Below are 13,803 nucleotides of genomic sequence, written 5' to 3' on the forward strand. Positions count from 1 at the left end.
GACTTATAAACTCTTTACAACTGTTCAGGCTGTTCCGGTTTTGGTCGAATTTATAAAAAGAGCCACCATCAAGTGACAACACTATGATTCCTGATGCAGGGCAACCACGACCCTCTTCTTCTGATCGCAAGAATCCGGAAGACTCTGGTGAAACCAGCAAGCAGCCAGAGTTACCGGAGTCAGCAGCCTCAGCAACAACCGATTCAGGAGCCGTTAAAGTCTCGCACCGGACAGCCAGACCGGCTAAGGCTTCCAGCCATTTAGGGGCATCAGGTAAAGTTTCATTCGATACATCATTGTCCAGATTAGAGCTGCAGCTGAAGCTGATGGGGGCTCTTTATTTATATAAAAACGAAAAGCCAGCTAAGGGGGAAACTCAGCAGGCGTTTATAGAAAGGTTGAGCATTATACATTTTTACCAGTCTGAGCTTGCTCTGGGGAATATTGATATAAATCTGACTAGTTTTCAAAAACTGGAACAGACCAAGTCTGCAAACATAGGTTGCACCCTGTTACTGTCTGCCGCCATGACAAAGCTGAAGCTTAATGATCGCAGAGGGTTGATGGAGCTAACGAATCGTTTGCTGGATAACTACGCTGATGTACTACCCGATTTTATTGAACTTCTTAATCTGAATCATGAGTACAACTTTAATCCCACTGCTTTTGAGGATGAAGATAAGCTGACTTTTTTTTGTGAGCTGGCAAAAAAGTCACACTTTATGCCATCGATCTGGTTGATGACAAAACTGGCTCTTAAACCGGGCGGTCCCATTTCACCAGGCTTGATTATCGATCTGCTGGCGTCCCTAGAGGCAACTGACAAGCTTCACGGTCTGGTACTCTCTGCTTTTGTGCTTAGCCCGGATGATGTTGAGGCCGTCATAGAACTGGATCGCCCACACAACCGAACGGAATACCATCAGGCACTCTGGATTTTTGCCTGCCTCTTTAATCTGAGTGATAAAGATTACTGGCCCGGAAATCCCGGTGGTTTTCCGGAAAAGCTTCAGAAGTCCCTTGCTTCGTGTTTAAGACAATCAGTGCTTGAAACAAGAGACAAAATGTTCACTCAGGTGATGGAAGAAGTAAAGAGTCTCGAGCAGATCGACGAAGAAAAAGATAAACAAAGACTTCTCAGGATAGAAGGCCAGTTGAAATCCTTATATGGAGTTGAAGACACTAAAGCCGCAGAAAGAGATTCTGAGCTTAGCAGCTATCAAAGAGATATTTCCGGCCTGATTCTCGCCTGGCATACCAGGCAGAGGTTCATCCAGCGTGAAGCCAACCCGCTACAATGCGCCAGTATTCTGCGCAGGATTGGCAGACGTGAAAATTTCAAACTGGTTTATATGGATGCTGCGAAAATATTCGCCAGTTTCGGCCACTACGACAAAGCCCTGGAGTGCCTGGCTGAATTATTGAGTAACCCATTGCCATCAGGGCATCGGAAAATGGTCATGCACCAGTATGAAAGTTATTCTCTGGCCCGGCAGGCAGCTGTCTTTAGCAAGACAACCTCAAGTACTACAGACGAAAATGAATGGCTGGTGGGAACCGGGGCCACCGGACAAACCGGAGCCCGAAAAAAAAACACCTCGAAAGGAAAGGGTAAAAAAGGCAAGGGCAAAGGTAAAAGGACAAAAGATACTCGACCAGCGCAAAAGACTGAAAAGAGTAAAGAGTCACATTCTGAGGCGGTTGAAGGTTCAAGTCAGCTTCCTGTCCCTGAGGCTACTACCCATGAGATGGGCCGGAAGCAGACAGCAAACGTCACGGAAGTCAGTCAGCCAGAGCAGCCTTCAACGTCGGCTGTACCAGAAGTTTCTGCCCCCATCAGTTCAGAAAAAGAACCTAAGGCTAGAAAATCGTTTCATCCGGAAGGCGGGTGGTTGCCGGATGGGCATCGGGAAGTATCCATCTTTCAAAGAGACATTCACCTGGCCCGCGACAACTGCGACCTGAAGCTGGAAGCGAAGACGATCAGCCGCTGGTTAAACAACACACGGGGGCAGCCTGTTTATGGCCGAATCTGTGAAGAAGCCGCGTGGTTTTATATTCGCCAGATGGAGTCACCCTTCCCCAATTTATACGCTCTGGATGGAGAAACCGTCAGTAAGCGAACCGATATGGCAAAACTGGCAGAGCAGTGGCTTAGCCGCACAGAAGCCTGTTACTTTCAGACACCCAGAAGCATCGGTAACAATCCGGATGAATTGAGGGAGCTTATTGTCAGCACCTACGCCAGTCATCCTGACTGGCAACAAAACTCCGAGTATCGCAAAAGAATACGGGGCATCTGTTCTTCAAGAGGACACCTTTATTCCAACCTGTCCGCTTATACATCGGGTGGTCAATACAGCTGGTCACATCATCAAAAACTGACGGATCGCTACAGAGCGTTTTATCATCTGAAAGAACTGGCTGATCCTGAGTTCGAGCTGATAAACGCAAATTTTTCGGGAATGCAACTATAAGCTTCGGGCCTCACTACTCCTGCCAGTAAGCTGCGCCAAAGTCACAAAGACGGACACAAGCACGATGCCCGGAAAGTTAATTTGGATTGATAGAATCAGTCACTAGCGAGTACCTCCACTACCAGAAGCAGAAGCTGTTCTCCTGCTAGAAAATTTCGGGCTTAAGGCGTTAACCTCAAATAAACAGGCATGTTTATAATTCATCATCGCCGCTCTTCTGGATAAGTCCTCAAAAAATTCATTCAAAAGATCTGAACTGACTGACGTTTCACCAAATTGATGGGTAAAAAACTTAAATATCTCGCCTTTTTTACAAACAGCTATTGTACCTGAGGTTGCCGATATTGGGCCCAACCTGAGTAAAATCCCCATAAATTCATAATCTTTTCTTAAAATACTAACTATGTCGTTTATTTCTATCAGGTCACTTGTATCCGGCCTGTTAAAGTGGAAACCCATAGCTCGTGTATTACATGATTTATTTATGCAGGCAAATAATATATCAATATTATAGATAGGAGCAGTGAATGTTGGATTCTTCAGCTTAAAATTCGGATCACTCAGCCCGAAGGTTGGGTTAATGCGTTGAATAACTTCTTCATCGATTTCATTGGCTTGCTCCAAAGCAAATAAAGAGTTTATAGCTGACAGTATGGACGCCTCATTATCTCTAAAGTCTAAATTAAATTTTATCCACATCAATGAAATACCTAGCCCTGCGTGTTTTTCAATATCAAGTCCATAGGTTTTGGAAGTCTCAAACTGATTGTACTGTCTCCGGCTAATTGGTTGGTTCCTTCGATCTAATGTGGATGACCTGGATCTGAAACTGGACCTGAAGCTGGAGCGGGATAAGTTAGAGGAACTGCGGGATCTAAACATGCGATGTACTTAAACTGAGAGCTTGACCCTACCTATTATATGATATCAATAGAAAAAATCCTGAAATAAAACAGATAGCCGTTTGGAATTCCATCGTTTTATGTAAGACATCAACTTTCATTAACCAGCCCCTGACAGACTTATCCCCCGGAAAATTAACTGTCTCTATGCGCTGTGTACGGCCTTTTGTCTGGAAAGTTTACTACCGGTTTCCTCCCACAGCCGGGTTGGGTATGATGCCCCTCCAGCGACCACAAAAAGAGACAGACCTGGAATGAAGATCATCACATTTAATGTCAATGGTATTCGTGCCCGGCTTCATCAACTGGAAGCCCTGATTCAGAAGCACGAACCTGAAGTGATTGGCCTGCAGGAAATTAAAGTCGCCGATGAAAATTTTCCAGTCGAAGCCATTGAATCCCTTGGTTATCACATAGAGTATTTTGGTCAGAAGACTCATTATGGTGTTGGCCTGATGAGCAAACGCAAGCCTGTGCAAGTACAGAAAGGTTACCTTTCGGATGCCGAAGATGCCCAGCGGCGAATGATTATTGCTGACTACGAAACATCCGGCGGCAACCTTTATACCGTGATCAATGGCTACTTCCCACAAGGTGAAAGCCGGGAACACCCCGTCAAATTTCCAGCCAAGAAGCAGTTTTACCAGGATCTGATGACGACCCTGAAAACATCCTGTAAACCGGGTTCCAATGTGGTTGTGCTGGGGGATTTCAACATTTCACCCACTGATGATGATATTGGCATAGGTGCGGACAACGCCAAACGATGGCTGCGAACTGGCAAATGCAGCTTTCTTCCGGAAGAACGGGAATGGTTTCAAACCTTATTAAGCTGGGGGCTGCAGGATTGTTACCGGGAGATTCCTCCGGAAGCGGCGGACGAACTCTACAGCTGGTTTGATTACCGAAGCCGTGGCTTCGAACGTGAGCCAAAGCGTGGACTGAGGATTGACGGCATACTGGCCACAGAGTCCATGATGCAAAAATGCCTGAGTACAGGCATTGATTACGATATCCGCAGTATGGAGAAGCCTTCAGATCATGCACCGCTATGGGTGGATTTCGATTTTTGAACGGTGCTCTGCAGGCTATTAGCGTTGTCTCTGGTCAATCAGAAACAACAGACACCTTCTGAGTTTGCTCAGTTGGGGGCCTTGCTGGACTCTGGCTGGTTAAGTCAGCTGGAATCCCTCTGGCAAAGCCTTTTTGTGCCTTTCCAACCGGGTGATGTGCGACAAACCGATGGCCTGATTAAGCTGGTGAGCTATGAGGCAGAAAGTCGTTCCTCGGTTTTAACGGTCGAATCGGCAGCGGATTGCCTGAATCAGTTTAAAGAACTGGTCGGACATTTTCGGAATTTTAACCTTGAGTGGTAATGGGTTACCACCTGATCACCACTATGCAAAAGACCATGCTGTGCTGCTTTGCAGGAATGTCCACCTGTGTGTTGATTAAAGAAATTCGGGAGGCTGCTGGACTGGATCAGGCTACTGATAGTCAGCCCAGCAGAAGGGCGTTGTTTCATTGATGATGTTATCCCACAATTCGTTTACCCTTTTGGTGACAGACTGTTCAAGAGACTTATCAAGCCATTGCTTTCGATGGTCGGCAATATCATCTGCAGCTCTCCGAACCGTTTGCTCCTGAAGTTGGCTGGACTCGTTGGACTCGTTCGAATAGTACTCCAGATTTTCCATCATCAGCTCCGTCGAACTCTTTATTTCTGCGGTTCGCTGAGCAAGCGTTTCATCATGTTCGATCATAAAATTCAGAAATTCTTTGTCATTTCTGATCTGGTTCAGTAAGAACTCAGTAAAAGCCTTTTTGTTTGCAACACCACTGATGAACTGGGTTCTGAGAGAATTCATGATCTCCGGAGGCTGCTGACCGATTGCTCTGTGACACTGCACAATGGAGTTTTCCGGGAAATTGCAGATCGTTGACAGCTCATTTTTAACCGTTGCCCTGATTTCCGTGGACTCGGCGCTTTCAATCAGAGGTATTCCATTGCGACCAACGGTATCTGCCAGCACCCGGTACACCATGTCTTCATTGAACAACAATTTCAATTGGCAAAATAGCTTCGATACCGACACATTGCCTTCTTCAGAAGCGACTGTTCGCTTCAACTCCAGTAAAAGCATTCGGGTTTTAATCTGGTCAAGGGTTTCTGCTGTATGATCCTGGCAGTCCTGTCTCTGTATGCAATTGATCATCGTGGCAATTTCAACACCAACCGCTTTAATTTGAGTTTCCGGATAGGAAGTGAGGTTCTGCAGTATTTCCAGCCAGAGTTTCCCCAGATTTGCTCCCTGATGACTGGCTGCTCTGATCTTTCGAGTGAGTGTATCGAAGGCCCTGAAGTCCTGTGGTCGTAATGTATCAATGAGAGAACTCATGCAGTTGTTAATTTCAACACCCCCAAAATGACGGTTACGACGCCGCCGCTGGTGTCTGGTATTACTCTGCTCATAGGAACGAGTAAACTCTTCGGTGAACGCAGTGCTTTCCTGATGTATTTCCTCGTCTGTCATGGGGGTGAGGTACAGGTTTGGATAACCGGCCAGTGGCTCAGCCACCATGCTCCTTTTACTGTCAGGCAGCTCATCCTGAATTTGTCTGAGATACTCTGCCTTTTTTCTCCATGCCATATATCCGCATTTTGGATAAATCTGTGCATGCACTTTCAGGACGCTGCGTTCCCCATTGGCGAAACGGGGCTCCATGATTCCACCACAGGAATGACAGATCAGCTTTCTCTTATTTGGGGAAAAATAAATCCCTGCATCGGAGAGGTCATTGACGTTTCTAAATCCGCCAATCAGTCTGGTTGCTTTCAGATATTGTTTGGCCATGGTGCCTGACAGTGACTGAATACGCTCTGAAGGGTCAGCCATAAGGGAGTTGTAGAGAACTGGAGCAGCAGCAGGGGTGTTGTGTTGACCCCTGTCCAGATAAGGCTGGTATTCGTCACTGTCGAAGTTGTCTGCCACTGATCGGTGGTGAAAACGTGAGGCGCTGGTTGGCTCGGTTTCCTCAGGCTCAGAAGACTCCGATGGGGAAGCCCTGTTTATTGATGAATTGTTGTTAGTTCCCGGAGTGGGTGAGTATCCATAAGCCATTAATCTATCGTCCCTTATTGTTTTCCGTATGACGTATGGACTTGATATGGCCGGAATAGTTTCATAATTCTTCAGAATACACCTTAATACCTGTACATCAGGTTCAGGAAAACACAGTGATAGTTTGACCTGTCTCTCATTTTTAATGTTCTGTCACATATGTAGCCTGCAAAGCACCCATGAAAATCAGCCCAGAATTTCTACCGGATCACCCACCGATATAACACCTTCATTGTCGTGATTAAGGTTCATACCAAACAGTACGCCCTTTTCCCCTCTCCGATAGTTAGCCAGTGTCTGAAGGGGTTCTTTGCCCTTTATTCCTGTTTGGGTATCAATGGTTGTCATGATGCAGCGGGTGCAGGCCTTGGATACCCTGAATTCGACAGAGCCTATACGAATACGCTGCCAGTCGTCCTCCGCAAACGCTTCCAGACCATTAATAACAATATTGGGGCGAAAGCGATCCATCGGTACAGGTTGTTCAAGCCGTCCATTCAGGTCTGCCAGCGAAGCTTCTGAAGTCAGAAGAAACGGAAAGCCATCAGAAAAACTGGTCAGGTCACTGGTCAGGGCATAACGCTGATCGACGGGACGCTGGCACCCTTCATCCATATAGACCAGACGACAGCTAAACCCCATATACTCACTGAACCACTGTGCAGCCTGATCACCGGCATCCAGTGCAGCACATACATCCTTCCAGACTGTTACTTCGAAACGTTGGCGTGGCTCTTCTTTCAAAACGGGCTCTTGCAAAAGGGGTTGTAAAACACGTATATCTTCCATCCCCGGTGCGTTAACAACCATGCCCTGATCATCGGGTTGTGCAACGATATGAACCATTTTCGGATGCTGACGCTGGGTAATAAACTTCCCTTCCGGGTCAACCAGCATCCAGCGGCGGTCATGAGCAAAACCGGTAGTGACTACGTTTGCCTGTTGCACCGTGAGCCTGCGAGTCGATTTGACCGGGTAGATAGCCAGCTCTGTGACAAAAAGAGAGTGTTGATCAGAGGTCACGCTTGTTCCTTACAGAAATGTTCCTGGTAAAGGTTTCTTAGTGCCGCTTGCCTGAAGGTCGCTTGCACCATTTGGTTAGCCATCGCAGAATACCATAATATTCTTACCTTACAGAAACTTATAAACCTTTGGTAAACCAGTTTGATGATTGATATTGGTGTTAACCTGACCGATAAACAGTTTAACCGTGACCGTGAAGCGGTTGTTGAACGAGCCATTGAAGCGGGGGTCAACACACTGATTCTCACCGGCACCGACATTGAAGAATCGGTAGCAGCAGTGCAGATGGCACAGGAATTTGCCCCCCACTGCTATTCAACAGCAGGGATTCACCCGCACAGTGCGAAGGATGCCACAGAGGCCAGTTTTAAAGAGCTTTCCGATCTGTTTCAGGAAGATAAAGTCGTGGCTGCCGGAGAGATGGGGCTGGACTTTAACCGTGATTTTTCTCCCCGTCCTATCCAGGAAAGTGTCTTTGAACAGCAGCTGGAACTGGCTATACAGCATAATATGCCTGCCTTCTGCCATGAACGGGACGCATCTCAGCGATTTTACGACATTGTCCGGGAAGTTCGGGATGATCTCAGCGGGCTGCTGGTTCACTGCTTTACTGCCGACAAAGAGGCACTGTACCGTTATCTGGACCTGGATTTGCACATTGGCATCACTGGCTGGGTCTGCGATGAACGACGGGGAACACATTTACATCCGTTGCTGAAAGATATTCCTCAAAACCGGCTGATGATCGAAACCGACTCGCCCTGGCTGTTGCCAAGAACCATGGATAAAAAACCTAAAAATCGCCGTAATGAACCTGCCTTCCTGCCCTGGATCGCCAGAACAATTGCAGAGCATACCGGTAAAACCCCTGAGCAGGTGGTCAAAGAAACCAGCAACACAGCCAGAGCCTTCTTTAATCTGGATCAAGGTGAATAATAATGTCGGCGTCTGGCAGCCATTCCAGCACAGACTGTTTTGCCTGATAACCGATTTCATGGGCTTCCCTGAGTGTCAGATCACCGCTCAGATCCAGATGCATCTGAATAAAGGGAATCTGTCCGGATACACGGGTGCGGATTTCATGGACACTGATCACCCCCTCCACGGACAGACATCGACGTTCAATTTCCTGTAACTGCTCCACCGGCAGGGAATGGTCCATCAGGTGTTGTATCGCTTCCCACACCAGCCGTACAACACCGGTCAGCATATAAACAGCAATGGCAATGGTCAGGAAGCTGTCCATGGAAGAGTAACCATAAGCCGATGTCACCAAAGCAACAATAACCGCAGTGTTGGTCAGAAGGTCAACCTTATAGTGCATGGCATCGGCTGCAATGGCAGTCGAACCGGTACATCGGACGACATAACGCTGAAATATCAATAATGCGGTAGTGGCTGAAATAGAGATCACCATCACGGCTATGCCAATGTTTTCATTTACCAGCGGTGTATTGTCTGATACCAGTCGTTTAATGGCCTGTAAAAACAGCACAATCGCTGAGCCGGAAATAAAGGCCGCCTGCATCAACACCGACAGGTATTCTGCTTTGCCGTGACCAAAGCGATGTTCATCGTCGGCAGGTGTCAGGGAAATTCGAACCGCAACGAGGGTGATGAGTGACGCAAAGGCATCCATCACCGAGTCGACCAGTGTGGCGAGGAGACTGAGTGAACCCGTCATAGTCCAGGCAATGATCTTGACAACAATCAGCAAAACAGCCGTCGCTACAGAAGCAATGCTTGCATAAGTCATCAATCGACTACGTAGCGCCAGATCCATGGCAATAGCGTCCCTGACTAATCATTTTTATTCGTTCATGGCTGTTAATGAAGCTTTTATGAACGGTTATACAGCCTGTTTACAACGCTAACTAATAATAAAACCCTTTCTTACCCAGCAACGCAACTCCTCAAGGGTAAATGGCCAGCCGATTTCCCGGTCACTGCCCTGCTCTTTCACAACGGGAATACGAATGCCATAACGGTCAATCAGTTCATCGCTGTCACTGATTTCAACCGGCTGCCACTGAGTCCGTTCAGACTCTTGCAGCGTATTCAGCAATTTTTCTGCTTCTTCACACAAATGGCAACCGGAAGTGGTGTATAAATAGAGTATATTCACGTAACAAACCTGGCACATCTATCAAACTAAGGTGCAATTGTACCGATAAAACAGCCATGGGCGAAAAAATGTGGTCTTTACCATCATCGGTGGCGGAAATTGCATTTTCATAGTAAAAAATTAATAGATATTTCGGGATGCCTCCTGCATGGACTTTACGTTTTTTAACCAGTTAATGATGATACTGGGACTGTCTGTCTGCGCCATATCACTGTTTCATCGCTTTAACCTTCCGGAAAGCCTTGGTTATCTGAGTGTCGGCATTGTTCTGGGGCCTACCGCAACCGGATTGATCCATACAGATTTCGATATCAGCCTGCTGGCAGAAATCGGTGTCGTCTTCCTGCTGTTTACCCTCGGGCTGGAATTTTCCATCAGCCGCATGAAAACCATGAAACAGGAAGTATTCGGGCTGGGAGGCTTGCAGGTGCTGCTGTGTGCCTCTGGTATTTTTGGCATCCTTAATATGCTGGGAGTACCCGTCAGGGAGAGCCTGATCATAGCTGCGGCGCTGGCACTCTCTTCAACGGCCATCGTTTCCAAAGAGCTGACCCAGAGTAATGAAATTCGCGCCCGTCAGGGACAGTTAAGCATTGGCGTATTACTGTTTCAGGATATTGCTGCCGTTCTGTTCCTGATTCTGGTACCAGCCATTGCCGGAGCGGGCGGTCAGGCGGTTCTGCCAGCCATCAGCATCGCCCTGCTAAAAGGCGCCCTGTTCGTAGCCGTTATGCTGGCTGCCGGAAAATGGGTATTACCGGTTATCTTTAATGAAATTGCCAGGGCTCGTTCAGATGAGCTGTTTGTTCTGGTCGCGTTGATGACGGCCCTGATGGCGGCCTGGTTGACACACATGCTGGGTCTGTCCATGGCACTCGGTGGTTTTATCGCTGGCATGATGCTGGGTGATTCAAATTATAAGCATCAGGTGGAAGCTGATATCCGACCTTTCAGGGATATTCTGCTCGGACTGTTTTTTGTCTCAGTCGGCCTGATGCTGGACCTGAATATTCTCAGGGATCACTGGCCCGTTATATTAGCGGCTACCGCTGCCCTGCTGGTTTTCAAGCTGTCCGTCATTTCAGTGCTTGCCAGAACCTTTGGAGAAGACCGGCGCATAGCCCTGAAAACCGGTCTGGTTTTGTGCCAGGGGGGAGAATTCTGTTTTGCTCTGATCGCCCTGGCCACCCAGTATGGTGAGACCGGCGGTGAAAAAGCCTCGCTGGTATTGTCTGCCACCATTCTCTCCATGCTGGTGGCACCACTGCTGATTCGTAACAGTTCAAAAATAGTGGAACTTTTTTTCAGGGAAGCCGAGACCAGTGTCGACTCTCAACACAGTGTTGATATCAAGCAACAGACAGCTCATATATCAGGCCATACGCTAATTTGTGGTTATGGTCGTGTTGGTCAGACCATCAGTCGTTTCCTGTCCCGGGAAAATCTGCTCTATGTGGCGCTTGATGATGATGCCCTGCATGTCCATGAAGCCGGTCTGGCTGGGGAACCCGTGTTTTATGGAGACTGCCGCAGGCTTGAGCTCCTTGAGGCCGCAGGCCTGGACCGTGCCAGACAAATCATTATCTGCATTGACAATACCGATAATGCCCTGTCTGTGGTTAAAACCATCCGCTCGGAGTACCGCCATCTGCCTATTCTGGTTCGAACCCGTGACCTGTCGCAATGTGATGAGCTGAAGCAGGCGGGGGCAACTGCGGTTGTGCCCGAGGTGCTGGAATCCAGCCTGCTGATTGTGAAGCAGGTATTCCTGATGCTGGGCATGGACAGAGACGTTGTCAGGCATAAAATTCATCAAGCCCGTGAGCAGCAGTACGATATTCTCAGTGGTTACTACCCCGGAGTAACCGATATACAGGCCGAAACGGATGATGTGCCAGTTCGTCATGCAGTCACCCTTTGCAAAGGGTCGCCCTGCGAAGGGTTGCGTCCTGCCGATCTGCCTGTTGAGGACGATGTATCAGTTATGGGGGTCAAACGCGGCGGAATTACTTATGAGCCTGGTCAGGTTACCCGAATGGCAGCGGATGATATTGTTATTCTGGCAGGTCCCATGGCAAGCCTGAAACAGAGCGAAAAGAATCTTATTTAGCACTTTATCGAGTTAGCAGGAAATTTTTATTTTCTGCTAACTGTTTGTTTTTCATGTATTTTTATCTAACCGATCGAATTCGAGAATTAATTTCTACATCAGAGTTTTAAAACCCTTTCTATACTACATCTCTACGTGTCGGAAGAACAAAAGAGTCAGGACGCTTGCACACAACAAACAATTAACCTGTTCGGCGGTATAGAAATAATGATTACTCGATCGGTTCCGTATAGTTTACGATATATCAGTTATGGTTTTTTGTTCCTGTTTATTCTGCTAATTGCCGTACTGCTCTTTTGTGCTCAACCTGTCTATGCACAGACATGCCAGTTACAAACTCATGCTGATCCGTCAAAATCCACACAGAGCTTTTTTGATTGCGTCGATAAAAGTGAATTTGTTGATTCAGGAATTCTGAGTTTTAAATACACTTATGATGGCAGGCATAAATATCAGGATAACTATAAAACCCCAGCTATTCCCACCCCACCGGAACAGCCAGAACTCAATTACTATCTTGACAAATACAATGCTAACTACGATTACTACAACAATCAGGTCTGGTTTCATTATCTCAAGAAAGTAGTTCCTTTTGGATTCAGCTTCCACTTGTATGGCCTGTTTCAGACAGTAAGCCTGTTAAGCCTGAATCAACTTGAGATGCTTGCAGTATCTTCCACAATTGGCGCTGCATTCAACCTTGGTGAAGATGCAAGCCTTGAATTTTCCCGTTTATACGGAACAAGCCCATCAACTGCCATTGGTACTTCTACCTCCCCTGTTACCCAACCCAACGCACGGGGCAGGCTGGCTGGTGGCCTGACCATGATGGCCGTTGATATGGGCCTGGAAACCTTTTTAAATCATAAAATTCCGGATATTGAAGCCCTCACTTTCAGCGAAACTCTATCAAAATTTACAAAGTCAGTCGCGATTACCGGACAATTAACAAAATCCCTGATAAATCTGACTGAAAAAAAATGTCTCGATGTTGGTTATGAGCAAGATAGCTGTGAAGCCTTTGCTCAGGGTTCAGCGGCAGCAACCCTGGGTGCATTAATCAGCCTGGGCGCGCTGACAGGCTTGACGAGCAAGAAGGTAACAGATGGCATTAAAGCTGCCCAGCTAAAATCCGTAACTGACAAAGTAGCCACGACTTATCTTGAAGAGCTTAAAAAGGCAGACTATAAGTACCCCGAAATGACAGCCAGCCAAAAGGCTTCACGATATGCGCGCGAGCAAATTCCCCACGCAGCGACGGTCACAACAGCTTATACTACCAAAGGTCTGTTAGTTAGCACCTGTAAGAAGCTGGTAAAAGAGCTTGATCTGGGCGAAAACGCTATGAAATATCGAGACCCTTTGTGTCTGGCTGTCGTATCCAGTATCAGTCTCACGGCTGCGTGGCTTGGCCTGAATAGTGACAAGTGGGTGACTGGAGACTTTTCCGGTGTCTTTATCGATAATATTCACGAATCAGACGGCATGCACCTGACGGATGCTGCCAAGATTGCCGCAGAATCATATGTTGAGAGCCCAATGGCCAAAGACCTTTTAAAAATGGGAGCTGGCACCCTGTCATTCTCGGTTTTTTATGCCATCAACCGTGCTTTACCAAATAACCCTGTTGCGATGAACGCCAGAAATGGGGCTCACCTTTCACTGATACTGGATGGTACACAGATCGTCATGTCTCACTCGATTCCGTTTGCAATCATTGCCCCTGAGTTAGCCTATGATATTGCTTACCAGACACTGTATAGCCTGAGCTACCCGTCCCACGTGTTGTCAGACAAAGACAACAAACAACTGAATCTGCAATCTGACCTGGACAATGGCAACTACAAAATACCCATACTCAATAGATGCATAATGACGAATGCTGTTGGTCAAACAACAGAGTCCTATCAGATGAACCACAACTGCTATTAATAGTTCCTTTATTAATAGTTCTTTAAAAATAGCCTGAAGCTTTATCGTGTTTTTCCGGAAGCTGCTAAGCACAGCAGCTTCCGGAAAATTAAGGCCGTCTGCCACCAGTAAA

The 13,803-nt window shown here is 47.1% G+C and carries 11 protein-coding genes; 6 read left to right on the forward strand and 5 right to left on the reverse strand.

All coding sequences use genetic code 11. The features are described 5' to 3' along the window. Nucleotides 1-83: 83 nt before the first annotated feature. Nucleotides 84-2,477 (forward strand): hypothetical protein, encoded by a 2,394-nt coding sequence (locus V5J35_RS23510; RefSeq protein ID WP_354009454.1) that lies wholly within the window; start codon nucleotides 84-86, stop codon nucleotides 2,475-2,477. A 102-nt stretch (nucleotides 2,478-2,579) separates the two neighbouring features. Here the strand turns inward: V5J35_RS23510 and V5J35_RS23515 are convergent, their stop codons facing one another. Beyond that, entirely contained in the window at nucleotides 2,580-3,176 is a 597-nt protein-coding gene (locus V5J35_RS23515) for a hypothetical protein (protein WP_354009455.1), read from the reverse strand. A gap of 457 nt (nucleotides 3,177-3,633) precedes the next feature. On the opposite strand from V5J35_RS23515, the gene xthA reads away from it, so the two are divergent. Next, the gene (gene xthA / locus V5J35_RS23520; RefSeq protein WP_354009456.1) at nucleotides 3,634-4,452 is read left to right on the forward strand and encodes an exodeoxyribonuclease III; all 819 of its coding nucleotides are present in this window, start codon (nucleotides 3,634-3,636) and stop codon (nucleotides 4,450-4,452) included. A gap of 24 nt (nucleotides 4,453-4,476) precedes the next feature. Then, on the forward strand, nucleotides 4,477-4,755 hold the full coding sequence (locus V5J35_RS23525) for a hypothetical protein (protein WP_354009457.1): 279 nt from the start codon (nucleotides 4,477-4,479) through the stop codon (nucleotides 4,753-4,755). Between the two features lie 111 nt (nucleotides 4,756-4,866). On the opposite strand, the gene V5J35_RS23530 is transcribed toward V5J35_RS23525, so the two are convergent. Together V5J35_RS23530 and V5J35_RS23535 are read right to left on the reverse strand one after the other, a co-directional pair. Continuing rightward, nucleotides 4,867-6,501 carry a hypothetical protein gene (locus V5J35_RS23530; RefSeq protein ID WP_354009458.1) on the reverse strand — a complete coding sequence of 545 codons (1,635 nt, stop codon included), beginning with the start codon at nucleotides 6,499-6,501 and terminating at the stop codon, nucleotides 4,867-4,869. Between the two features lie 186 nt (nucleotides 6,502-6,687). Next, on the reverse strand, nucleotides 6,688-7,524 hold the full coding sequence (locus tag V5J35_RS23535; protein WP_354009459.1) for an MOSC domain-containing protein: 837 nt from the start codon (nucleotides 7,522-7,524) through the stop codon (nucleotides 6,688-6,690). A 144-nt stretch (nucleotides 7,525-7,668) separates the two neighbouring features. On the opposite strand from V5J35_RS23535, the gene V5J35_RS23540 reads away from it, so the two are divergent. Then, nucleotides 7,669-8,460, forward strand: a complete 792-nt coding sequence (locus tag V5J35_RS23540) for a TatD family hydrolase (RefSeq protein WP_354011342.1) — start codon at nucleotides 7,669-7,671, stop codon at nucleotides 8,458-8,460. Here the strand turns inward: V5J35_RS23540 and V5J35_RS23545 are convergent. Both V5J35_RS23545 and V5J35_RS23550 read right to left on the reverse strand, forming a co-directional pair. Then, nucleotides 8,438-9,307 carry a cation diffusion facilitator family transporter gene (locus V5J35_RS23545; RefSeq protein ID WP_354009460.1) on the reverse strand — a complete coding sequence of 290 codons (870 nt, stop codon included), beginning with the start codon at nucleotides 9,305-9,307 and terminating at the stop codon, nucleotides 8,438-8,440. The genes V5J35_RS23540 and V5J35_RS23545 overlap by 23 nt on opposite strands. An 87-nt stretch (nucleotides 9,308-9,394) precedes the next feature. After that, a complete protein-coding gene (locus V5J35_RS23550) occupies nucleotides 9,395-9,649 on the reverse strand; it encodes a glutaredoxin family protein (RefSeq protein WP_354009461.1) in 255 nt (84 codons plus the stop codon). Between the two features lie 148 nt (nucleotides 9,650-9,797). Here V5J35_RS23550 and V5J35_RS23555 point away from each other — a divergent pair, with 148 nt between their 5' ends. Further along, nucleotides 9,798-11,759, forward strand: coding sequence for a cation:proton antiporter domain-containing protein (locus V5J35_RS23555; protein ID WP_354009462.1), 1,962 nt, complete (start codon nucleotides 9,798-9,800; stop codon nucleotides 11,757-11,759). Between the two features lie 207 nt (nucleotides 11,760-11,966). Continuing rightward, a complete protein-coding gene (locus V5J35_RS23560; protein WP_354009463.1) occupies nucleotides 11,967-13,691 on the forward strand; it encodes a hypothetical protein in 1,725 nt (574 codons plus the stop codon). Nucleotides 13,692-13,803 lie beyond the last annotated feature (112 nt).

It is taken from the genome of Endozoicomonas sp. NE40, from assembly GCF_040549045.1.
Lineage (GTDB): Bacteria > Pseudomonadota > Gammaproteobacteria > Pseudomonadales > Endozoicomonadaceae > Endozoicomonas_A > Endozoicomonas_A lisbonensis.

Bases quoted from the DNA above. Each gene is read 5' to 3' on its own strand.
- V5J35_RS23510 (WP_354009454.1), top strand. From the start codon at position 84: ATGATTCCTGATGCAGGGCAACCACGACCCTCTTCTTCTGATCGCAAG.
- V5J35_RS23515 (WP_354009455.1), bottom strand. From the start codon at position 3,176: ATGTGGATAAAATTTAATTTAGACTTTAGAGATAATGAGGCGTCCATA.
- xthA (WP_354009456.1), top strand. From the start codon at position 3,634: ATGAAGATCATCACATTTAATGTCAATGGTATTCGTGCCCGGCTTCAT.
- V5J35_RS23530 (WP_354009458.1), bottom strand. From the start codon at position 6,501: ATGGCTTATGGATACTCACCCACTCCGGGAACTAACAACAATTCATCA.
- V5J35_RS23540 (WP_354011342.1), top strand. From the start codon at position 7,669: ATGATTGATATTGGTGTTAACCTGACCGATAAACAGTTTAACCGTGAC.
- V5J35_RS23545 (WP_354009460.1), bottom strand. From the start codon at position 9,307: ATGGATCTGGCGCTACGTAGTCGATTGATGACTTATGCAAGCATTGCT.
- V5J35_RS23555 (WP_354009462.1), top strand. From the start codon at position 9,798: ATGGACTTTACGTTTTTTAACCAGTTAATGATGATACTGGGACTGTCT.
- V5J35_RS23560 (WP_354009463.1), top strand. From the start codon at position 11,967: ATGATTACTCGATCGGTTCCGTATAGTTTACGATATATCAGTTATGGT.